General features: G+C 33.0%; 21 protein-coding genes. 18 read left to right on the forward strand and 3 right to left on the reverse strand.

Annotated features, from left to right (window positions below; translation table 11 throughout):
- Positions 1-42 precede the first annotated feature (42 nt).
- The 18 genes from BSF41_RS16470 (at position 43) to BSF41_RS16555 (ending at position 17,542) form a co-directional block, all read left to right on the forward strand.
- Complete coding sequence (locus BSF41_RS16470; RefSeq protein ID WP_095930598.1) at positions 43-738, forward strand: ABC transporter ATP-binding protein; 696 nt, start codon at positions 43-45, stop codon at positions 736-738.
- A gap of 90 nt (positions 739-828) precedes the next feature.
- The gene (locus BSF41_RS16475; protein WP_095930599.1) at positions 829-3,441 is read left to right on the forward strand and encodes a tetratricopeptide repeat protein; all 2,613 of its coding nucleotides are present in this window, start codon (positions 829-831) and stop codon (positions 3,439-3,441) included.
- 12 nt (positions 3,442-3,453) lie between these two features.
- Positions 3,454-3,852 carry a polymer-forming cytoskeletal protein gene (locus BSF41_RS16480; protein WP_095930600.1) on the forward strand — a complete coding sequence of 133 codons (399 nt, stop codon included), beginning with the start codon at positions 3,454-3,456 and terminating at the stop codon, positions 3,850-3,852.
- Complete coding sequence (locus tag BSF41_RS16485) at positions 3,833-4,060, forward strand: AtpZ/AtpI family protein (RefSeq protein ID WP_095930601.1); 228 nt, start codon at positions 3,833-3,835, stop codon at positions 4,058-4,060. Before BSF41_RS16480 ends, BSF41_RS16485 begins: the two co-directional genes overlap by 20 nt.
- Positions 4,061-4,118: 58 nt before the next feature.
- Positions 4,119-4,511, forward strand: a complete 393-nt coding sequence (locus BSF41_RS16490) for a hypothetical protein (protein ID WP_095930602.1) — start codon at positions 4,119-4,121, stop codon at positions 4,509-4,511.
- A 118-nt stretch (positions 4,512-4,629) separates the two neighbouring features.
- Positions 4,630-5,805 (forward strand): F0F1 ATP synthase subunit A, encoded by a 1,176-nt coding sequence (atpB, locus tag BSF41_RS16495; RefSeq protein WP_095930603.1) that lies wholly within the window; start codon positions 4,630-4,632, stop codon positions 5,803-5,805.
- A gap of 33 nt (positions 5,806-5,838) precedes the next feature.
- On the forward strand, positions 5,839-6,036 hold the full coding sequence (atpE, locus tag BSF41_RS16500) for an ATP synthase F0 subunit C (protein WP_008465835.1): 198 nt from the start codon (positions 5,839-5,841) through the stop codon (positions 6,034-6,036).
- Positions 6,037-6,126: 90 nt separating this feature from the next.
- Positions 6,127-6,627, forward strand: a complete 501-nt coding sequence (locus tag BSF41_RS16505) for a F0F1 ATP synthase subunit B (RefSeq protein WP_095930604.1) — start codon at positions 6,127-6,129, stop codon at positions 6,625-6,627.
- A gap of 4 nt (positions 6,628-6,631) precedes the next feature.
- Complete coding sequence (atpH, locus tag BSF41_RS16510; RefSeq protein WP_095930605.1) at positions 6,632-7,165, forward strand: ATP synthase F1 subunit delta; 534 nt, start codon at positions 6,632-6,634, stop codon at positions 7,163-7,165.
- A gap of 37 nt (positions 7,166-7,202) precedes the next feature.
- Complete coding sequence (gene atpA / locus BSF41_RS16515; RefSeq protein ID WP_095930606.1) at positions 7,203-8,780, forward strand: F0F1 ATP synthase subunit alpha; 1,578 nt, start codon at positions 7,203-7,205, stop codon at positions 8,778-8,780.
- 90 nt (positions 8,781-8,870) lie between these two features.
- Complete coding sequence (atpG, locus tag BSF41_RS16520; protein WP_095930607.1) at positions 8,871-9,731, forward strand: ATP synthase F1 subunit gamma; 861 nt, start codon at positions 8,871-8,873, stop codon at positions 9,729-9,731.
- 788 nt (positions 9,732-10,519) lie between these two features.
- Positions 10,520-10,966 carry an N-acetyltransferase gene (locus tag BSF41_RS16525; protein ID WP_095930608.1) on the forward strand — a complete coding sequence of 149 codons (447 nt, stop codon included), beginning with the start codon at positions 10,520-10,522 and terminating at the stop codon, positions 10,964-10,966.
- 96 nt (positions 10,967-11,062) lie between these two features.
- Entirely contained in the window at positions 11,063-12,523 is a 1,461-nt protein-coding gene (locus tag BSF41_RS16530) for a lipopolysaccharide biosynthesis protein (protein ID WP_095930609.1), read from the forward strand.
- 28 nt (positions 12,524-12,551) lie between these two features.
- Entirely contained in the window at positions 12,552-12,986 is a 435-nt protein-coding gene (gene dut, locus BSF41_RS16535) for a dUTP diphosphatase (protein ID WP_095930610.1), read from the forward strand.
- Between the two features lie 65 nt (positions 12,987-13,051).
- Positions 13,052-14,068, forward strand: coding sequence for a sugar phosphate nucleotidyltransferase (locus BSF41_RS16540; protein ID WP_095930611.1), 1,017 nt, complete (start codon positions 13,052-13,054; stop codon positions 14,066-14,068).
- A 48-nt stretch (positions 14,069-14,116) separates the two neighbouring features.
- Positions 14,117-15,469, forward strand: a complete 1,353-nt coding sequence (locus tag BSF41_RS16545) for a lipopolysaccharide assembly protein LapB (protein ID WP_095930612.1) — start codon at positions 14,117-14,119, stop codon at positions 15,467-15,469.
- A 12-nt stretch (positions 15,470-15,481) separates the two neighbouring features.
- Entirely contained in the window at positions 15,482-16,261 is a 780-nt protein-coding gene (locus BSF41_RS16550) for a DUF4292 domain-containing protein (protein ID WP_095930613.1), read from the forward strand.
- 24 nt (positions 16,262-16,285) lie between these two features.
- Entirely contained in the window at positions 16,286-17,542 is a 1,257-nt protein-coding gene (locus tag BSF41_RS16555; protein WP_095930614.1) for a murein hydrolase activator EnvC, read from the forward strand.
- A gap of 67 nt (positions 17,543-17,609) precedes the next feature.
- On the opposite strand, the gene BSF41_RS16560 is transcribed toward BSF41_RS16555, so the two are convergent.
- The 3 genes from BSF41_RS16560 to BSF41_RS16570 form a co-directional block, all read right to left on the reverse strand.
- Positions 17,610-19,190, reverse strand: coding sequence for a RagB/SusD family nutrient uptake outer membrane protein (locus BSF41_RS16560; protein WP_095930615.1), 1,581 nt, complete (start codon positions 19,188-19,190; stop codon positions 17,610-17,612).
- A gap of 17 nt (positions 19,191-19,207) precedes the next feature.
- Entirely contained in the window at positions 19,208-22,198 is a 2,991-nt protein-coding gene (locus tag BSF41_RS16565) for a TonB-dependent receptor (RefSeq protein WP_095930616.1), read from the reverse strand.
- A gap of 364 nt (positions 22,199-22,562) precedes the next feature.
- Positions 22,563-22,982, reverse strand: coding sequence for a CBS domain-containing protein (locus BSF41_RS16570; RefSeq protein WP_095930617.1), 420 nt, complete (start codon positions 22,980-22,982; stop codon positions 22,563-22,565).
- Positions 22,983-23,073: the final 91 nt, after the last annotated feature.

The raw sequence follows: 23,073 nt of genomic DNA on the forward strand, positions 1-23,073 counted from the left end.
CATTTTATATCTAAAATCTGAAATCAACAATCTAAAATTATTATGATACAAGTAAATCAGCTTTCAAAAACATATAACGGAACAACAGTTTTAAACATTAATAATCTAGAAATTCCAAAAGGACAAAGTTTTGGATTGGTGGGAAATAACGGAGCAGGAAAAACAACTTTTTTCAGTTTGCTTCTTGATCTAATCCAGCCATCAACAGGATATATAAAAAGTAATGACATTCAGGTAAATACAAGCGAGAATTGGAAATCTTTTACGGGATCTTTTTTAGACGAAAATTTCCTTATCGGATATTTAACTCCAGAAGAATACTTTTATTTTATTGGTGATTTACGCAATCAGAATAAGGCAGATATTGATGCATTGCTAGCAAAACACGAAGAGTTTTTTAACGGAGAAATTTTGAACAACAAAAAATACCTTCGCGATCTATCAAAAGGAAACCAGAAAAAAGCAGGTATTATTGCCACACTTATTGGTAATCCTGAAGTTGTAATTTTAGATGAGCCTTTTGCAAATTTAGATCCCACAACAGTGAGCCGATTAAAAAAAATTATCAAAGAATTAGCCGACGATCCAAATGTAACGGTTTTGGTTTCAAGCCATGATTTACAGCATACTGTAGAAGTTTGCAATCGTATTGTGGCGCTTAATAAGGGCGAAATTGTTAAAGATATTCAGACCTCAGAAGAAACCTTACAAGAACTAGAATTATTTTTTGCGGTGTAAGAATTTCTATATTTCAAAAAGAAGCGTATTTTTACAAATGAATATACTAAAACCAATTTTTAGTAGTTATCTGTTTTAAACTCTTTTCTATTGAAAAAGAATACTCTTAAATATAGTTTTACTTTCGTTTTTTTATTCTTTTTGATAGCTTGTTCTACCAAAAAAAATACCTTTTTGGCTCGAAGTTCTCACTCGATTGGGACAAAATACAACATTCTTTACAATGGAGGAATTGGTTTAGACAAAGGTTTAAAGTCCATTCAGGCCAATAACGAAGATAATTTCTGGAAACAACTGCCAATTGAAAAAATGCAGTTTGATGAAAATTTTTCTGAAGGAGAAAAAGCTAAAAACCCTGATTTTGAAAAAGCAGAAACCAAAGCTACAAAAGCCATTCAGAAACACTCCATGAATATTGGAGGAAGAGAAAGAAACTGGCAGATTGATGAAGCTTATCTTATGCTTGGAAAAGCAAGATATTACGATCAGCGTTTTATTCCAGCAATTGAGGCTTTCAACTATATTTTATACAAATATCCTGAAAGCAATAATATTTATACGGCAAAAATCTGGCGCGAAAAAACCAATATGCGCTTAGGTAATGACGCGATTGCTCTTAAGAATATCAAAATTTTACTTAAAAAAACAGATTTAGATAAACAAACTTATGCAGATGCCAACGCACTTTTGGCAGAAGCTTTTCTAAATCTGGAACAAAAAGACAGTGCTGTTTCTAGACTTAGAGTTGCAGAACAATTTACTCGAAATAATGAAGAACGAGCGAGATATCGTTTTATACTTGGCCAAATGTATCAGGCAGAAGGAAAACGTGACAGTGCCATTTATTTTTATGATGCGGTTATTGATTTAAACAGAAAAGCAGATCGTAAATACATGATGCACGCATACGCGAAAAAAGCACAGATGTTTGATTATGGAAAAGATAATGATACGATTTTCTTAAAAACATTTAATAAATTGGTGACTGATCGTGAAAATCGTCCTTATTATGATGTTCTTTTTTATGAAATGGGAGTTTATTATGATAAAAAGAAAGATCAAGAAAATGCATTAACATTTTACAATAAGTCTTTAGGAAGAAAATCTAAAGATCCGTATTTAATGGCTTCTGCTTATAGAAACATTGGAAACATGTATTTTAAAAATACAGATTATTCGATGGCGGCAAAGTATTATGATAGTACTTTGGTTAAACTGGATCCTAAAACAAGAGAATTTGCATTTATAGAAAAAAACAGAAAAAATCTGGATGACGTAATTAAGTACGAAGCTATTGCAAAACGCAATGACAGTATTATTAAAGTATATAATCTGCCACCAAACGATAAGAAAGCTTATTTCGAAAATTATATTGCAGAACTTAAAAAGAAGGACGAAGCAAAAAAACTTTTAGAAGAAAAGGAAAAAGAACGATTAGCTAATATTGATCGAAATTCTCAAGCAGATTTTTCAGGAAATGGAGCTGTTAATCCTAATTCTTTAGGTAAACCAGTAGAACCAGAAGGAGTTGGAATGCCTCCTGGAGGAAATGATAATGCCAGTTCATTCTATTTTTATAATCCAACAACAGTTGCTTACGGAAAACTACAGTTTAAAAAAATGTGGGGTAGTAGAACTATGGGCGGAAACTGGCGATTGTCAGGTATAAAAGGCGCAAATAGCGATGCTATGAATGATACGATTTCTACTAAAGAAGTTGCCAATGTGCTCAATGACACAATTGTACCAGAAAAATATACTGTAGCCTATTATGTAAAACAGCTTCCAAGTTCTCAAACTGCAATGGATAGTATTGGCAAAGAGCGTAATTTTTCATACTATCAATTAGGACTTATATATAAGGAGAAGTTTAAAGAATATAATTTGGCTAGCGACAAACTAGAACAGCTGCTTCAGAACAATCCTGAAGAAAAACTGGTATTGCCATCAATGTATAATTTGTACAAAATTTATCAAATTACAAATCCGGCAAAAGCCGAAGCTATAAAAGCCGAGATTTCATCTAAATATCCAGATTCGAGATATGCTCACATTTTAAACAATAAAGAAGACGATCCAAATTCTAGTCCAGACAAAGAATATCAAAAATGGTATAAACTTTTTGAAGAAGAACATTTTGATGAAGTCTTGGCGAATATTGATAATCTAATTAATCAATATTCTGGAGATGATATTGTTTCAAAATACGAATTGCTAAAAGCCAATACTTCAGGAAAAGTATATGGTTTAGAAGCCTATAAAAAAGGACTTGAGAACGTTGCAGATAATTACCCAAATAGTGAAGAAGGTAAAAATGCAAGAGAGATCTTAGAAAAACAAGTTCCTGTTTTGGAGAAACTTAACTTTACAACAACAGATACTAAAAATTGGAAAATAGTATATCGTGTTGCAAACAACGATACAAAAGCGGTTAAAAGAATAGAAGAAGCAATTAGAGTGTTTTTATTAGTTGAAAACTACGAAAGATTGACAACATCTCTAGATAAATACAATAAAACAGAAAGTTTTGTAGTTATTCATGGTTTAAAATCTGAAGCTTATGCAAATGATATTGCTGGAGTTTTCAGAGAAGATAAGAAATATAAAATCCCAGATCAAGCAATAATTATATCAAATGATAATTACAAAATTGTTCAGATTAAAAAAAATCTAGACGCATACCTTACCCCGAAAACCCCTTAAATCTTAACCGCCATGTTTGAAAAAGTAAAAAAAAACGGAACTGAACAATTAGGAAAAACTAATAGAATTGTTGAAGGAACATCAATAATAGGAGATATAGTCTCTCAAGCCGACTTTAGATTAGACGGTGAATTGATAGGAAATTTTACTTCGCAGGGCAAAATTGTGATAGGAGCAAAAGGAGTTGTAAAAGGAGAAATTATCTGTAACAATGCAGACATCGAAGGAGAATTTCATGGAAAGATAAAAGTTCTTGAAACCCTTAATATTAAATCGACTGCTCAAATTCATGGAGAAGTAGCAGTAGGAAAACTTTCAATAGAACCAGGAGCTGACTTTACAGCAACCTGCACTATGCTTGCGCATTCAAATACAGTAATAATGCTAGAAGATGGAAAAGGAGCCGAATAATAATAGGAGAAATAAATGGTTGGCATTTATTAATATTCCCTTTCAAATGGGAGTAATCATTTTCGTATTCTCTTATTTCGGAACCTGGCTCGACGAGAAACATCCAAGCCCAAAAGTATATTATAACACCATTTTTGTATTAGCTGGTGTTGGAGTTGCATTGTACAATGTAATCCGACAAGTAAATGATATCAATAAAACAAAGTAGTTTGTAAATAAAAATGGCTTGAGATAAAAGTTGCATCTTTGCACAAAAATTATTTCAAATGCTTTCAAAAAATTACAAACCAGTTTTTTATTTGTTATGTCTTGCTTTAGGAACTTATAGTATTCATAAAGCCGTTTTTTTATTTAGTGAAATTAGTACAGAGAAGTTTCATTACAGTTTAGAAATACTGTATTTTTCTTTCTTCGCAATTTCGTCTTTATTATACCTTATATTATTAATAGTAAAAAAGAAGAATTTTGAAATTGTCGGAATGGCATTTTTATTTGGAACTTTTACACAAATGTTATTAGCCTATTTATTTCTTCAGCCGATCTTAAAAAATAAAACTGGAGAAAGCAATGTTGAAAAAGTCAGTTTTTTTATAACATTTGTGCTGTTTTTGTTATTTCAGACGCTTTTAACTGTCCGATTATTAAATGAAAAGCGTTAAAATAACAATTCTTTAAAACAAGGTTTAAAAATAATTTTTCATATCCTTTTGAATATTAATAAAAAATGTACCTTTGCACCAAATTTTAGAAACGTAAAAAAATAAGATTTTCCACGATATGGTGATTTCAAACAAACCACTCAGCTTTATTCTTGCAGCTTTTGTAGCTTCTCTACCTATTATGGGTTTTGCAAATCAAGAGAATGATTCGACGCATGTTCAAACTGAAACAGCTCACGAAGAGAAAGTAGTTTCACATACTGCTCACGAAGAAGGGGAGCATGTTGCTCTTGATCCAAAAGCTAAAGTAGATGCTTTTATTGATCACCACTTACAAGATTCTCATGACTTTGTTTTCTTTTCAGATGAAAAAGAAAATAAACACTACGGTTTTCCATTACCAGTTATTTTAATTGATGGTGGTTTAAAAGTTTTCTCTTCTTCAAAATTACACCACGGAGAAGAAGTTGCAGAAGTTGACGGTAGCTACTACAAATTAGTTCACGGTAAAATCTACAAAACAGATGCTGCCGGAACAATCAACTTTGATGAGCACGGTCATCCATCAAATGAAAAACCATTAGATTTTTCAATTACTAAAAATGTTGTTTCAATGCTTTTCGTATCAGTACTATTATTAGTAATGTTTACTGGTTTAGCAAGATCATATAAAAAAGGACCAATCCCAACAGGATTTGGTAGAGTTTTAGAACCATTAGTAATTTTCATCAGAGATGAAATTGCTGTTCCAAATATTGGAGAGAAAAAATACCGTAAATACATGGGTTACTTATTAACTGTATTTTTCTTTGTTTGGATCTTGAACTTATTAGGAATGACTCCGCTAGGAATCAACGTTACAGGAAATATTGCTATTACAGTTTGTTTAGCAGCCTTTACATTTATCATTACTCAATTTAGTGCAAACAAAGATTATTGGGGACACATCTTCTGGATGCCAGGAGTACCAGTTCCAATGAAAATTATCTTAGCTCCAATTGAGGTTTTAGGAACATTAACAAAACCATTCGCATTATTAATTCGTTTGTACGCAAACATTACTGCAGGTCACGTAGTAATTATGAGTTTGATCGCAATGATTTTTGTTGGAAAAAATTTAGCAGCAGATTTGCCAATCTCATTAGGATTGACATTATTTATCTCTGTTATTGAAATTTTAGTTGCATTTTTACAGGCATTCATCTTTACAATGTTATCATCATTGTTTATTGGTATGGCAGTTCAAGATCATGATCATGCTCACCACCATGAAGACGAAACAGCAATTATTTAATTTAGAAGTTTAATTTTATATATATAAATAGTTATGGGAACAATTCCAACTTTAGTAGGTGCTGGTTTAGTAGTAATCGGTGCAGGTTTAGGTTTAGGTAAAATCGGTGGATCTGCTATGGACGCTATTGCTCGTCAGCCAGAAGCTGCTGGTAAAATTCAAACTGCGATGATTATTATCGCGGCTTTATTAGAAGGTTTAGCATTTGCTGCTTTGATCTTAGGAAAATAATAAAGAGAGAAATAACAGCATCTTTAACGGTTGGTTAAAGATGTTGTTACTTTTAAAAAAGAAATTAAATATTTAATATAGTTATATAAAATGGATAAGTTAATTAACGATTTTTCATTCGGATTATTCTTCTGGCAGGCTTTAATCTTGGTAATATTAATTTTGCTTTTAGTAAAATTTGCTTGGAAACCAATTATGGAATCTATTACTGCAAGAGAAGAAGGTATTAAAAATGCATTGCTTTCTGCTGAAAACGCAAAGAGAGAAATGGAAAATTTACAAGCTGACAATCAAAGAATTTTGAATGAAGCTCGTGCAGAACGTGACGCGATGTTGAAAGAAGCTCGCGAAATGAAAGAGAAAATGATTGCTGATTCTAAAAACGAAGCTCAAGAAGCTGGTCAAAAAATGATTGATCAAGCTAAAGCGGCTATCGAAAGCGAAAAGAATGCTGCAATGGCAGAATTGAAATCTCAAGTTTCAACTCTATCTTTGAGTATTGCTGAAAAATTATTGAAAGAAGAACTATCTAATAAAGAATCTCAAACTAAATTGGTAGAGAAATTATTAGGTGACGTAAAGTTAAACTAAGATTATGGCAAGTACAAGAGCAGCAATTCGTTATGCAAAAGCAATTCTAGACTTAGCAAACTCTAAAGGTGTTGCCGAAGCTGTCAATAACGATATGAAATCAATTGCAAATGCAATTGAGACGAATCAAGAATTGAGTACATTTATCCAAAACCCAACAACTACTGTTGAAGTTAAAGAAGGTGCTCTTTTGGAAGTTTTTGCAGATGTAAATGGAGTAACAAAAGGTTTGTTCCATTTATTATTTGAAAACAAAAGATTCGAAATTCTAAATGCAATTGCATTAGAATACAATAAATTATTTGATGAAAGTAATGGTGTTGAAGTAGCAAAAGTTACAACAGCTATTCCAATGGATGCAGCTTTAGAAGCTAAAGTTTTGGCAAAAGTTGCAACTTTATCAGATAAAAAAATTACAATAGAAAATGTAGTAGATCCTTCAATTATTGGTGGATTTATTTTGAGAATAGGAGATAATCAGTACAACGCTTCAGTTGCTAACAGATTACAAGTATTAAAAAGAGAGTTAAGTAATTAGTTTTATAACACAAAAAGTGTCTAAATTATAAATTAAGATGGCGGAAATCAAACCTGCTGAAATTTCAGCAATATTAAGAAAGCAAGTAGAAGGTTTTGAATCTGGTGCTACGCTAGAGGAAGTAGGATCAGTACTTCAAGTTGGAGACGGTATTGCTCGTGTTTACGGGCTATCTAATGTTCAATATGGTGAGTTAGTGGAATTTGATAACGGTATGGAAGGTATCGTATTGAATCTTGAGGAGGATAATGTTGGGGTTGTATTATTAGGACCATCAACTGGAATTAAAGAAGGATCTACAGCAAAAAGAACTCAACGTATTGCTTCTCTTAAAGTTGGTGAGCAAATGGTAGGACGTGTAGTTAACACTCTTGGTTTTCCAATTGATGGAAAAGGACCAATCGGTGGTGACTTATACGAAATGCCTTTAGAAAGAAAAGCACCTGGAGTTATCTTCCGTCAGCCAGTAACTGAGCCATTACAAACAGGAGTAAAAGCGGTTGATGCTATGATTCCAGTTGGTCGTGGACAGCGTGAGCTTGTAATCGGTGACCGTCAAACAGGTAAATCTACTGTTTGTATCGATACAATCTTAAATCAAAAAGAATTTTACGATGCAGGAAAACCTGTATTCTGTATATATGTTGCAATTGGACAAAAAGCTTCAACTGTAGCAGGAATCGCTAAAATGTTAGAAGAAAAAGGAGCAATGGCTTATACAGTTATCGTTGCTGCTAATGCTTCTGACCCAGCTCCTATGCAAGTTTACGCTCCATTCGCTGGTGCTGCAATTGGAGAATACTTCAGAGATTCTGGTCGTCCAGCTCTTATCGTTTATGATGATTTATCTAAACAAGCTGTTGCTTACCGTGAGGTTTCTCTTTTATTAAGAAGACCACCGGGACGTGAGGCTTACCCTGGAGACGTTTTCTACTTACACTCTCGTTTATTAGAGCGTGCTTGTAAAGTAATCGCTGATGATGGTATCGCTAAAAACATGAACGATTTACCAGATTCTATTAAGTCTATCGTAAAAGGTGGTGGTTCATTAACTGCATTGCCAATTATCGAAACTCAAGCTGGTGACGTTTCTGCATATATCCCAACAAACGTAATTTCTATTACAGATGGTCAGATTTTCCTTGATGGAGATTTGTTCAACTCTGGGGTTCGTCCTGCAATTAACGTAGGTATCTCTGTATCTCGTGTTGGAGGTAATGCTCAAATTAAATCAATGAAAAAAGTTTCTGGAACTTTAAAATTAGATCAAGCTCAATTCCGTGAATTAGAAGCTTTCGCTAAATTTGGTTCTGACTTAGATTCTGTTACTTTAAACGTAATCGAAAAAGGAAAAAGAAACGTTGAGATCTTGAAACAAGGTTTAAATGATCCTTATACAGTTGAAAACCAAGTAGCTATTATCTACGCTGGTTCTAAAAACTTATTGAAAAATGTTCCTGTTAATAAAGTAAAAGAATTCGAAGCAGATTTCTTAGCTTACTTAAACAGCAAACATAAAGATACACTTAACGCTTTGAAAGCTGGAAAATTAGATGACGCTATTACAGATGTTATCGAAAAAGCGGCAAAAGAAGTTTCAGCAAAATATAACTAATTAGATAATTGGTAAATTAGATAATTAGATAATGTTCCATCATTATTCTAATTGTCTAATTTTAAAATTGTCGCATTTTCTAATTAATAGATGGCAAATTTAAAGGAAATCCGTAATAGAATTACTTCCGTTTCATCGACGATGCAGATTACATCGGCTATGAAAATGGTTTCTGCTGCAAAGCTGAAGAAAGCACAAGATGCAATCACTGCAATGCGTCCTTATGCCGAGAAATTAACGGAGTTATTGCAAGATCTTTCTGCTACACTAGAAGGTGAAATAGGAGGAGATTACACTACAGAACGTGAAGTAAAAAAAGTATTGTTAGTTGCTGTAACTTCAAACAGAGGTTTATGCGGTGCTTTCAATTCAAATATTATTAAAGAGATTAAAAATCGTACTGATTTTTATGCTGGAAAGCAAGTTGACGTTTTTGCCATTGGTAAAAAAGGTGGTGATGCTTTAGTTAAAACGCATAAAATTCACGGTCATCATAATGCAATCTTTGATCATTTAACATTTGAAAATGTTGCTGGAATTGCAGATAATTTGACTGAGAAATTCTTATCTGGAGAATACGATAGAATTGAGTTAGTATACAATCAGTTTAAAAATGCTGCTACTCAGATTGTTCAAGTAGAGCAGTTTTTACCGTTAGCGCCTATTAATACTGATGGTGCTGCTGTTTCTGGAGATTATATTTTTGAACCAGGAAAAGAAGAAATTGTATTGGCTTTAATTCCTAAGTCTTTAAAAACACAATTGTACAAAGGTATTCGTGACTCATTTGCTTCTGAGCATGGAGCTCGTATGACTGCAATGCACAAAGCAACAGATAATGCAACTGAATTAAGAAACCAATTGAAATTAACTTACAACAAAGCTCGTCAGGCTGCGATTACAAGTGAGATTTTGGAAATCGTTGGTGGAGCAGAAGCTTTGAATGGATAATTTATCCTATTATATATAAAAAGAAAAGCCAGCTAATGCTGGCTTTTCTTTTATTGGAAGTTTTATTCTTTTTTAAAAATAATTTTATAAAATGGTGATTCTCAAATTACAGTTAAGTTGAGAATCACTACCATTTTATAAAAATAGACAGATAACTCTGCGTGCTTTGTCTTTCATGGGAACAAACTAGCTTTATTAATCCCAATGCTCTGTTTTTTTGAGGGTTACAATACAGCAGAATCAATCCCTTATGCTTTGTCTTTTGTGGGAACAAACAAGCTTTATCAGTCCCAGTGCTCTGTTTTTATTAGGGTTACAATACAGCTGAATCAATCCCTTATGCTTTGTCTTTTATGGGAACAAACAAGCTTTATTAGTCCCAGTGCTTTCTTTTTTCTGAAGGGTTGTTGCTAGCTTTCTCATTCCCTTTGAAACAAATTTAAAAAAAGACTGTTAAAAAAATGTTACATAATTTTCATGTGTATTTTATATATTTCACATGTTGTGTTAAAAAACAGTATAATTATCTGTAAGTAAGGAGATTGATGAAACATTACGAATGTTTCTGTAGTTTTGCTCAGACATTCCTCAGTTAGTCTGCTATCAAGAAGTTTTCAAAGCATTGCTTTTATGTAAAAACGTAAAAAAATCGAATTTATTTTTCTCAGATAAAATTAATGTCCAATAAATTAGTTAAAGATTTATAAGAAGAAGAGATAGATGGATGAAAACAGATTCTTTGATGATTATATTTTGAGTATTTTTGACTTCTATTTCATTTTTAAACGATGGCTTTACAAATAAAAGAGCTAACTACCATTGAGGATATGGCTGCTCAAATAAGTACAATTCGATTTTTGTATCCTAATATATCTCTAGAAAAATATCAATCATTTCTTTCTGAAATGGTTCCGCATAACTATATTCAGATTGCAATATTTGAAGATGATATTTGTCTCGGTCTAACAGGTTGCTGGTCGGCTACAAAACTTTGGACGGGAAAATATCTAGAAATTGACAATTTTGTTGTTAATCCGGATCATCGATCTAAAGGAATTGGAAAATTGCTTACCGATTATATAGAGAAAAAAGCTATTGAGCTAAATTGTAGCAGTATAGTTTTGGATGCTTTTACAGGAAATTTTGGAGCGCATAGATTTTATTATAATCAAGGTTATGCTCCAAAAGGATTTCATTTTGTCAAAATTTTAGATGAAAAGAAAATGACAGTCTAAGAAACAATCAGAAGTTTTCTTTATTGCATCAACAAAAACTCCATTAAACAAAAGAAATGGTTATTTTTGTCTCACAAACATTATTAGAATTATATTTTGGGATTATATAAAAATCTATTCAAGCAAACGGCAATTTACGGACTGGCGACAGTTTTACCTAGAATGCTAAGTTTTTTATTAGTGAGATTATATACAGGAATTTTGCCTACGGCTGAGTATGGTGAAGTTTCGATCGTATTGTCTTGGATGGTTTTCTTTAACGTGGTCCTTTCTTACGGAATGGAAACTGCGTTTTTTAGATTTTACAGTGCCGAAGAAGATAAGAAAAATGTAATAGCCACTTCGACTATTTCTATATTTTGGACCTCAATAATCTTTCTTTTCGTTGGGTTAATTTTTAGAAACACACTGGCAAATCTAGCCGAAGTCGATGTTCAATATATTACTTATACCGTATGGATTTTAGTTTTAGATGCACTGGTTTTAATTCCGTTTTCTAAACTTAGAGCCAATCAGAGACCGATGGTTTATGCGGCGATCAAGATTGGAAATGTTGTTATAAACTTACTGCTGAATATATTTTTCTTGATTTATCTGCCAAAATTGGCGGCAGAAAATCCGAATTCTGTTTGGGATAATTTATATGTACAAAATTTCCAAATTGCTTATATTTTCATTGCAAACCTTTTGGCAAGTTTGGCAACTTTTATTGTGCTCTCTCCAAATTATCTTTCGCTTGGACGAAAATTCGATCCTGTGCTTTGGAAGAAAATGATGAAGTATGGATTGCCTATTTTAGTGGCTGGACTAGCGTTTGCAGTAAATGAACACTTCGATAAAATTCTATTAGGATATTTACTTCCAGAAAATTTAGCAAAGTCTGAAGTTGGAGCTTATTCTGCTTGTTACAAACTAGGACTATTTATGGTTCTTTTTGCAACTGCTTTCAGATTAGGAATTGAGCCATTCTTTTTTAGTCATGCTAAAAATGAAAATGCACCGCAAACTTATGCGGTAATTACTAAATATTTTGTGATTCTGGGATCATTAATTTTATTAGGTGTAATTGTTTTTGCCGACGTTTTGAAATATTTGTTATTAGATAATAAATCGTATTGGGAAGCCATGAAAGTGGTGCCATTAATTATTTTGGCAAATTTCTTTTTAGGGATTTACAACAATTTATCAGTTTGGTATAAACTGACGGATAAAACAAAAATTGGAGCTTACATTTCTATTGTAGGAGCAATTGTTACCTTGATTTTAAATTATCTATTAATTCCGAAATACAGCTATTATGGTTCTGCAATTGCGACCATTTCAGCTTATGGTAGTATGATGCTTATTTCTTATGTTTTAGGAAATAAATATTATCCAATTCCTTATGACATGAACAAAATTGGCGCTTATCTAGGCGTTTCAATATTGTTTTCAATTATCTCTTTTTACGGATTTAGAGAAAAATATTATGTTGGAATTCCGCTTCTTTTAGTCTTTATGTATATGGTTTACCATTTTGAAAAAGATACTATTAAAGGAATAATGAAGAGAAAATAAGACGCTTTTAAAAATTTTATATTTAAAAATGAAAATTCAAATTATCAATAAATCACAGCACGATTTACCAAATTACGAAACTATTGCTTCTGCAGGTATGGACTTGCGTGCCAATATTATAGAACCAATTACGTTAAAGCCTTTAGAAAGAACTATTGTAAAAACAGGACTTTTTATGGAATTGCCAATTGGTTACGAGGCGCAAGTAAGACCAAGAAGCGGTCTGGCTGCAAAAAAAGGCGTAACAGTTTTAAATTCGCCAGGAACTATTGATGCAGATTACAGAGGAGAAATAGGAGTAATTTTAGTAAATTTATCTAATGACGATTTTGTAATCGAAAATGGAGAACGAATTGCACAGCTGATTATTGCTAAACACGAAAGAGCAGAATGGATCGAAGTTGAAACACTTACTGAAACATCAAGAGGTGAAGGAGGCTTTGGAAGCACTGGAGTGAAATAATAAAAAAGAAAGACCAAACCCAATGAAGATTTTTATAAAATCTTCACATAAAATCAAATAAGAAAATGAAGATAATTGTGCCAATGGCGGGCCGTGGATCAAGATTGAGGCCTCATACATTAACCGTTCCAAAACCATTAATTCCAGTTGCAGGAAAATCTATCGTTCACCGTTTAGTAGAAGATATTGCCAAAATATTAAAAGAACCAATTGAAGAGGTTGCTTTTATTTTAGGAGACGAGGCTTTTTTTGGAGATGATGTTGTAGCAAGCTTAGAAGATTTAGCAAAAGGATTAGGAGCTAAAGCTTCAATTTACCGTCAGGATCAGCCTTTAGGAACTGGACATGCGATTATGTGTGCAAAAGAATCTCTATCTGGACCAGCTGTAATTGCTTATGCAGATACTTTAATTAGAGCAGATTTTGAATTAGATCCAGAAGCAGATGCTGTAATCTGGGTAAAACAAGTAGATCAGCCAGAGGCTTTTGGTGTTGTAAAACTAAACCAAAATAATGAAATTGTAGAATTGGTTGAAAAACCAAAAGAGTTTGTAAGCGATTTAGCCGTTATCGGAATTTATTATTTTAAAGAAGTTGGAGTTTTAAGAAACGAACTTCAAAATGTTTTGGATAATAACATTCAGAATGGTGGAGAATACCAGATTAATGACGGTATCAAAGCGATGATGGCAAACGGAAAAGTTTTCAAAACAGGAAGTGTTGACGAATGGATGGACTGCGGAAACAAAGATGTTACTGTTGAGACTAATTCTAGAATGTTAGGTTTTCTTCATAATGACGGAGAACATTTAGTAGATTATGGTGTGACTTTAGAGAATTCAACAATTATTCCTCCTTGTTATATTGGAGAAAATGTGGTTTTGAAGAATACGACAATCGGACCAAATGTTTCTCTTGGAAATGGATGCCACGTAACAGACAGTACAATCAAAAACAGTTTGGTACAAACGTATTCTAAAATTAAAAATGCTAATCTTGATAATGCAATGATTGGAAACCATGTAAGTTACGATGGTAAATTTACAAGCATCAGCATTGGAGATTACGCTGTTTTGGAATAAAATAAAAATTAGCAAAATTTCGTTTTGTTTAAAATGTAATTTTTACAAATGATTAAAAAAAGAGTTTTTACAGTTTTGTTTTTTGCTTTATTCAGCATATCATTTTCGGTTTTTGCACAGACAGAACCCGAAGATATTGCCATGGCACCAGACGAATACCAAGACTCGTTTTATGAATCTTTAAAACAAAAAGGAATTGAAAATTATGATAAAGCCATTGTATCATTGGAGAAATGTATAAAACTCAAACCCAATGATGCAGTTGCTTATTTTGAATTAGGAAAAAACTATTTGGCGCTTAAGCAATATCCAAGTGCGCAAGATGCTTTTGAAAAAGCAACACAGCTTGATCCTAAAAACAAATGGTTTTGGCTTGGAATTTACGATGTAAGTTATGAGACAAAAAACTATCCGCTGGCAATTGAAATTATTCAAAAAATAATTGCTTTTGACGAAGAATATAAAGACGATTTGATTTCGTTATACATGATTACCAATCAGTATGACAAGGCATTGACAGCGATTAACGAAATGAACGATAAGTTCGGAAAATCGTCTGATCGCGAAATTTATAAAGCGCAAATTTTATCGCAAGGAAAATATCAGAATGCCGAAATTGATAATTTGATTCAGCAGATTAAAAAAGATCCTAAAGAAGAATCGAATTATTTGAATCTCATTCTTTTATATTCAAAAAATAATGAAAATGAGAAATCACTCGAAGTAGCAAAACAGCTGGCAAAAGAGATACCAAATTCTGAATGGGCGCAGGTAAGTCTGTTTAAAACTTATTTGGATGCGAATCAAGCGGATAAAGCTATAAAATCAATGAATGTGATTTTAGCAAGCTCAAAAATCGATTCAAAAATCAAACATAGAACTTTGAATGAGTTTTTGATTTATGTAAATAAAAATCCACAGTATTCTGCCGATTTAGAAAAAGCCATTTCTTATTTTGACAATGATAAAGATGTTGACGTAGCCAAAGAAATTGGAAAGTTTTATCACAGCAAAGGACAATTTGAAAATGCCATTAAATATTATGAAAAAGATTTAAAAGCAAATTCAGATACTGAGCTTGAAACCAATATGTTATTACTGGAAGCTTATGCTCAGGCAAAACAATACGAGCCGATGACCAAAAGAGCCATGATGCTGATCGAAGTTTATCCGAGTCAGGCTCAATTTTATTACTATGCAGGTTTAGGAAGCAATCAGTTGAAACAGTTTAAAAATGCAAAAACCGTCTTAGAAATGGGTCTTGATTATGTGGTAGATGACGTAAAATTAGAATCAAATTTTAATATTCAGTTAGGAGAGGCATACAATGGTTTAGGAGATGCAAAGAAAAAAGAGGAATACTTTTTGAAGGCAAATGAATTATTAAAGAAGAAAAAATAAAAGAGAATTCAGATGAAAAAATATATATCAATACTAGTATTGTCTATTGCTGTAATTTCATGTAAATCGAAAGCAGTAGCAGTACAAGGAAATACAAGCCAGACAATTGCACCAAAAGAAGACAAAAAAGTAATCGAAAAACATTATGATAATAAGTTAGATTTTTCGACTTTATACATCAAAGCAAGTGCAAAATATGTTGATGAAAAACAAAGCCAAAATGTTACGGCTGAGATTAGAATCGAAAAAGATAAACAGATTTTAATAAGCATTCGTTTCTTAGGAATAACAATGGCTAAAGCTTTAATAACACCCGATGCAGTAAGTTATTATGAGAAAATAAACAGTACATATTACGAGGGTGATTTTACTAGTTTAAGCAAATGGTTAGGAACAGATTTAGATTATTCTAAAGTTCAGAATCTGTTGATTGGAGAAGCATTTGATGATTTAAGAAAAGGAAAATATACTCAAACTATTGTAGATAATCTTTTTAGGCTAGACGAAGAAAAAGATGCCAATTTGAAAAAAACCTTTTTCTTAGACGGAGAGAAATATTTAATTCAGAAAGAAGAAATTTCGCAGCCATCAGAAAACAGAACTTTACAAATTGCGTATTCTGACACTAAAAATTTTGATCAAGGAGCCTTACCAACAAGCATCGAAATTAATGCAGTGCAGCCAAAAGGCAAAACAAGTATTAACTTGAATTACAATAATATTTCATTTAATGAAGAACTTTCTTTTCCGTATAGTGTTCCAAGCGGTTATAAAAAAGTTACAATTAAGTAAATTTGCAAAAATAAAAATAGAAAGATGCCAAAATTTCTCCTAAGTCTAGTTTTAGTTTGTGCCACTACATTTGTATGGGCGCAAGATTCTCAGCAAGAAAAACTGGAGCAGCGTAAAGCTCAAATTCAGCAGGAAATCAGAGATAACGAAAAGATGCTACAGTCTGTTCGAAAAAAAGAGAAATCTGCTGTAAATGAATATTTAATTCAGGCAAACAAAATCAAGCTAAAAGAGAAATTAATCAATACTACAGCAAAACAAGAAAAACTGATTAGTAATGATATGTACATTAATCAGGTTCAGGTTAATAAACTTAAAAAAGAATTGAAAGTTCTAAAGGAAGACTATGCCGAGATGATTTTAAAATCATACAAAAGCCGTTCTGAACAGAGTCGTGCTATGTTCATTTTATCTTCTGAAAGTTTCTTACAAGCTTATAAAAGAGCGCAATACCTAAAACAATATACTGCTTTCAGAAAAAATCAAGGTCTTGAAATTCAGTCCAAAACGGCTCAATTAGTAGATTTTAATGCTAAATTGGATGGTCAAAGACAAATAAAAAAGAAGGTAATTGCTGAAAACCAGAAAGAGAAAATTACGTTGGAAGTAGAGAAAAAAGAGCAGCAAAAATTAGTTAACTCGCTTAAAAAAGATAAAAATAAAATTGCTGCAGATATTCGATCAAAACAAAATGAATCTAAACGTATCGACAAACAAATTGACCGTTTAATTCGTGAAGCCATTGCAGAAGCAAATAGAAAAGCTGCTGCTGAAAGAGCAAAAGCAAATCCAGGTTCTACTGAAACAAAAACTACAACAGTTTCGTCTTCCAAAATTGCAATGACTCCAGAAGATAAAGTTTTGGCGGCTGATTTTAAAGCAAATAGAGGAAGGTTGCCTTGGCCAGTTGAAAAAGGATTTATTTCTCTAGGTTACGGAGATCAACCACACCCATTGCATCCGTCAATTACGGTTCATAATTCTGGAGTTGAGATCACAACAGAAGATGGAGCAAGTGCTAGAGCCGTATTTGCGGGAGAAGTTTCTAAAGTAATTGTTTTATCTCCTGTGAATAAAGCAGTTGTGATTCAGCACGGAGACTTTTTTACCGTGTATCAGAACTTAAGTTCAGTTTCTGTGAGTCAGGGAGATAAAGTGACTATTAAGCAAAACATTGGAAAAGTGAGAACAAGTGGTGATACAGGAAAAACAATTATTAAATTCTTGATTCTTCAAAATACATCAAATAATAATCCAGAAGGATGGCTGCAAAGTAGATAAAGTTCTTCCAAAAGATTATCCTATAAAAAATCCTTTCCATCAAACTGATGGAAAGGATTTTCTGGTTTTAATTGCTTACGTTGTCAGGATTTTGAATTAATGCAGGATTAGAATCTAAATCATATCGCGGAATTTTAAATAAGAAATTTTTAGAAGGAATAAATTGTAAAGGGTTGTTTACGTACATATTAATTCCGTTGTCATTTCCGTATTTGACATGTTCAGAAACATTTTTTCCAATACGATTGGTTCTTAATTCATCAAAAAACAATAATCCTTCACCAACAAATTCCCATCCTCTTTCTTTATAAATGGCGTCTGCAAATTGCTCTTTGCTTAAGCCTGGAGTTAAATCTGATAGTTTTGCTCTGTTTCGTACTTTGTTTACATACGCGTAAGCGGCAGCAGGACCGTTGATTTCATTTTCTGCTTCGGCATAATCTAGTAATACATCGGCATAACGAATGACATAAGAATTTGCCTGAGGCTTTTTTAGCGAAGCAGAACTTTCGGTTCTATCATAAAATTTCAGATTTCCTGGCGAGGCTGTTTTCCATCCTTTAGATCCGGGAAAGAAACCTTTGTCAGCTGGAACAAATTCGATGGTTTGCAAAATATGACTTGAATTTCCTTTTTCAGTGACATTTACTTTTGTTAAAAAACTACCTTCTTTTCTAGTATCATCATTGCTATAAGAAAGATAATGCTGAATTGAAGGACCAAATCTGTGATACATATAACAGCCCAATGTCGTCTCAGTTATATTTACACCAAACATAACATGGTTATTGTTGTATTCATTTTCGACACCACCATACTGCATTTCAAAAACAGATTCTATTCCGTTTTTATTGTTGATGTTCCACCAAAACCATAAATCTTTAAAGCTGGATTGTAAATCGTATTGACCAGACTGAATAACTTTTGCAGTATAATCTTTAGACTTTTGAAAAAAGGTTTTATCTCCCGTCATGCTTCCTCGAGTAAGATACAAATCTCCTAGTAAAGCTTGAGCAGCTCCTTTTGAAGCTCTCCAAATATTGTCGCTTTGATAACCCGATTTTTGAGGTAAATTTTCTTCAGCATATTCAAGATCAGCAATAATGTAAGCGTAGGTCTCTTCGGTTGTTTTTCTTGGTATTGCCAAGTTTTTTAAACCTTCTGTAAAAGTTTCCGGAATTGGGACACCGCCGTACATGCGCACTAAATTGTAATACGTTGCCGCTCTTAGAAATCTTGCTTCGGCAAAATATCTTTTTTTAAGCGTTTCGTCCATTTCAACATCTGCACCTCTGCCAATAACCAAATTCGCTCTGTTGATGATGTTGTAAGCATCATCCCAATTGGTAATAACCATTTTATCAGCATTATTCATGTCTGACCAAACGTTCCAAAGTTGGGCATCGTCTTTTGCGTAAGCGGGCGAACCAAATTCGGTTAACACTTCCAAATACATAATATATTTGTAATTGCCATTAAATCCGTTTTGATAACCATCGTAAACGCTTACCAAAGCAGTATTTAATTCATCTGCATTTTTATAGTAATTACCAGGCGATAGGAAAGTAAATGGTTCTTCAGCCAAATCGGTGCACTGTGAAAAAAGCAGTAATGCACAACCCGAAAAGATATATTTTAGAATTTTCATTTGTATAGTTTTTTAAATTAAAATTTCGCAGTAAAACCAATCAGCATTGTTTTTACATAAGGAGAAGTTACATTTCCACTTTCTGGATTATATCCTCTGTGGTTGGCAATATTGATAAAGTTCTGCGCATTCACATACACGTTTAACTGTTTTACCCAATCAACACTTTTGATTACGCTAGATAAATTGTAAGCTAGTTTAATGTTTTTAACTACAAAATAATTCCAATCTCCGTTTGTACGATCAGACAGATACACATCTTTAGCACCTGCTCTTGGGAAATTTCCAGACGGATTTGTCGGACTCCACATTCTATCATAAGCATATTGAGTCGGAATATAATTTCTGTTCTGAATCTGGTTTTCACCAAAAATCATATAATTGCTATCTTCATCAGAAGCTAGACCAGTTGCGCCTTGTCCGTAAATGTCTAAGGTCAAATTCTTATAACTTAGATTAGTTGATATTCCGTAAAAGAAATCAGGAGAAGTTGTTCCGATATTTACGTAATCGTCATTATTAATGATTTTATCGTTGTTTTTGTCCACATACATTTCTTCTCCAAGCTGTGCTGTTGGACGTATTTGCTGATAGGCAGTCAGCTGTTCCTGCGTTTTAATAATACCAGCAGATTCTCTAGCCCAAACACTATTTACAGGCTGACCAACAATTAGATATTTAGCAATTCCAGCAGAAGAACTTCCAACATTTATGCGACTTACGTCTCCGTAAAGGCTCACAATTTCGTTTTTGTTTTTAGAGAAATTACCACTTATATCCCACTTAAAATTAGAGTCTATTACTTTTACTCTTGCCGTAACTTCAAAACCAATATTTTTGACTTCGCCAATATTCTGAAGCATACTAGAATAACCAGAAGTGGTAGGAATAGGAACGTTGTATAAAAGATCTGAAGTTTGTCTCTGATAAAAATCTAAGTTCAAATCAAATCTTTTCCATAAGCTTAAATCGATTCCAGCATTGTACTGAATGTTGCGTTCCCATTTCAAATCTGGATTTCCAATTGTCTCCACAAATCCAAAAATCGGATTGTTATCGTACACATAATTTGCTTTAACAAGTTTAGATAAAGATTGATAATTACCAATTTCCTGATTACCCGTAACACCATAACTAGCTCGAAGTTTTAAAGCAGAAATTACGTTACTGTCTTTAAGAAAGTTTTCTTTGTCAACATTCCAGCCGAGTCCCACAGAAGGGAAAAATCCCCATTTATTGTTGCTTCCAAAACGAGAAGATCCATCATAACGCCCAGTTAAGGTTATAAGATATTTTTCGTTGTAAGCATAAGAAGTTCTGGCTGTCCATGAAATTAATTTGCTGGAATATTTGTTTGAAGAATTGGTAATACTTGCTCGATCTGCATACGTAATATCATGTGCTCCTGTAGCATCATTTTGGAAACCAGATCCTTTTACACCCAAATCTTCATAAACATATTCTTGCCATGAATAAACTGCTGTTGCAGTAAGACTATGTTTATCTTTCCAAGTATTAGCATAACTTAAAATATTGTCTGTTAACTGAGAACTTTGTCTTCTGTAATACTGTCCTCCAGTTCCTGTGTTTCCAGATCCAATTCCAGCTGTAGATTTTGAAGTGTAGTATTCATATTGTTTTTCATTAGAAATATCTACGCCATAATTGGTTTTAAAAGTCAAGTTTTTTGCAACTTTAAAATGGGCATACACATCGCCAAGAATACGATCTGTAGAAATTTCGTTTGTCATTTCTGATGCCTCTGAAACAGGATTCCAAGTTCCTTCAAAATAAGAGCTTACTGCAGGATCTTCTGTGGCATAATACCAGCTGCCATCAGGGTTTTTTACAGGTATTGTGGGCCAGCCATATCTAAAAATATCTCCAGTCGGATTGTTTCGAATGTCTCTTTGCGAACGGCCAACTTGCAAATGTGTTCCAACGGTAAGCCAAGGTTTGTATTCGTGATTTAAATTGGTTCTAAGAGTTAGTTTCTTAAAACCAGATGCTTCTACAATTCCGTCTTGCGAAAAAATATTACCAGAAAGGAGATAAGTTGTGTTTTCTTTTCCTCCACTAAAAGACAAAGAATAGTTTTGCATAAGCGCCATATTCTGGATAATTTCGTCTTGCCAATCTGTATTAATGTTCGGGGCAGGATTGGTAGCAGAGTAAACAGGTTTTCCAGTAGAATACGTATAGGCATCATTTATAAAATTGACAAAACTATCTCTGCTTAATGTTTTAGGAAGTCGGGTAGGAGTTGAGATTCCTTGAGTTCCAACGATCTCTAAATTATTTTGCCCTTTTTTACCTCTTTTTGTAGTAATCAAGATAACACCGTTTGCTCCTCTGGATCCGTAAATTGCGGCCGAAGAAGCATCTTTTAGAATCTCCATAGATTCAATGTCGTTAGAACTAATGTCGTTTAAGTTGCTGTTGACTAGCGGAAAACCATCAACAACAATTAAAGGATCATTGCCTGCACTGACAGATCCGTTTCCGCGAATTCTTATTTTTGGAGAAGAACCCGGAGAAGAATCGTTGTTTAAAACGGCAACACCGGCAGCTCGTCCTTGAACAGCTTCTAACGGATTAGAACTGGTAACGGTATTAAGAACATCTCCTTTAATTTGTGCGATCGATCCCGTTAAATCACTTTTTTTCATAGTTCCATAACCCACAACAACTACTTCTTTAAGCTCGGCAACTTCATCGCTTAATGTGATATCTATAATGGAGGATTGTTCAACCGTTTTTTCGATTGTTTTAGAACCAGTAGAACTAAAAATTAAAACGCTTCCTGTATTGGCGTTTATGGAATATTTTCCATCAAAGTCGGAAATGGTGTTGATTTGTGAGCCCTTTACGACAATATTTGCGCCGGGAATTGGAATTCCGTTGGAATCCGTGATTGATCCAGTTACCATTTTGTTTTGTGCTAGTGTGGTTAGATGCACAAAAATGGAAAAGATCAAAATTAACAAATGGCTAATTTTGTTTTTCATAAGAATAGATTTCGGTTAGTTAAAGTTGTTTAAACTTATTTATAACAGAAACCCTTAGTATCCTGTTCTATCCTGTTAGTTTTGAATTGAATAAGTTCTTTTTACAAGAATCCTTGAGTCTTTTTTTCTTTGAAACGCTGATTTACTGCTTTTTAAGTTTAGTAGTACTAATTTTATTTTTGTCAAAAAAAATGTAAAATTTTAACAATAATAAAATTATTTAATAATCAAATATGGGTTAGTTTTTTATTATGATGTTTAATAAATTGTATAATTTATTGAATTATGTGTTGTATAAAAAACAAAAGTGGCAGAAGAATGCTCTGCCACTTCTAAGAATAAATGTATGTATGATGAATATTTGTTAATCGTACTGTTCTAAGAGATATTTCATGACATCAGTTGTAGTAACAATTCCTTTCAATTCTCCATTGTCAACAACTGGAAGAGCATGAAATTCTTCTTTCACAAAAATTTCGGCTAAATCTCTTATTATGGTATCAGATGATACTGTTTTCGGTTTCGAAGTCATAACCTGAGAAATAGTTAGCATTTCTAATATCGCTTCATCGGCATTTTCCTGACCTTCAAATAAAGCTCCAAAAGTTAATCGGTTTATATCAGTTCGGCTAATAATTCCAACAACTTCTTTACCTTTTACAATCGGAATGTGACGTATTGTATGTGCTTTTAATTTTTCGACTACTTTTTTAAGATCATCTTTTTCGTTTGCAGTCACTACGGTTTTAGTCATAATATGACTAATTGGTTCTCTTTTTTTCATGATAGATTAGTTTTATATTTATATCAAATATGTAGAATAATTCCCTCAAAAGCCATGACCTTTATCAGCTTTTAAAACAATTAAAAGAGCA

The organism is Flavobacterium sp. ACN2, assembly GCF_002303885.1.
Lineage (GTDB): Bacteria > Bacteroidota > Bacteroidia > Flavobacteriales > Flavobacteriaceae > Flavobacterium.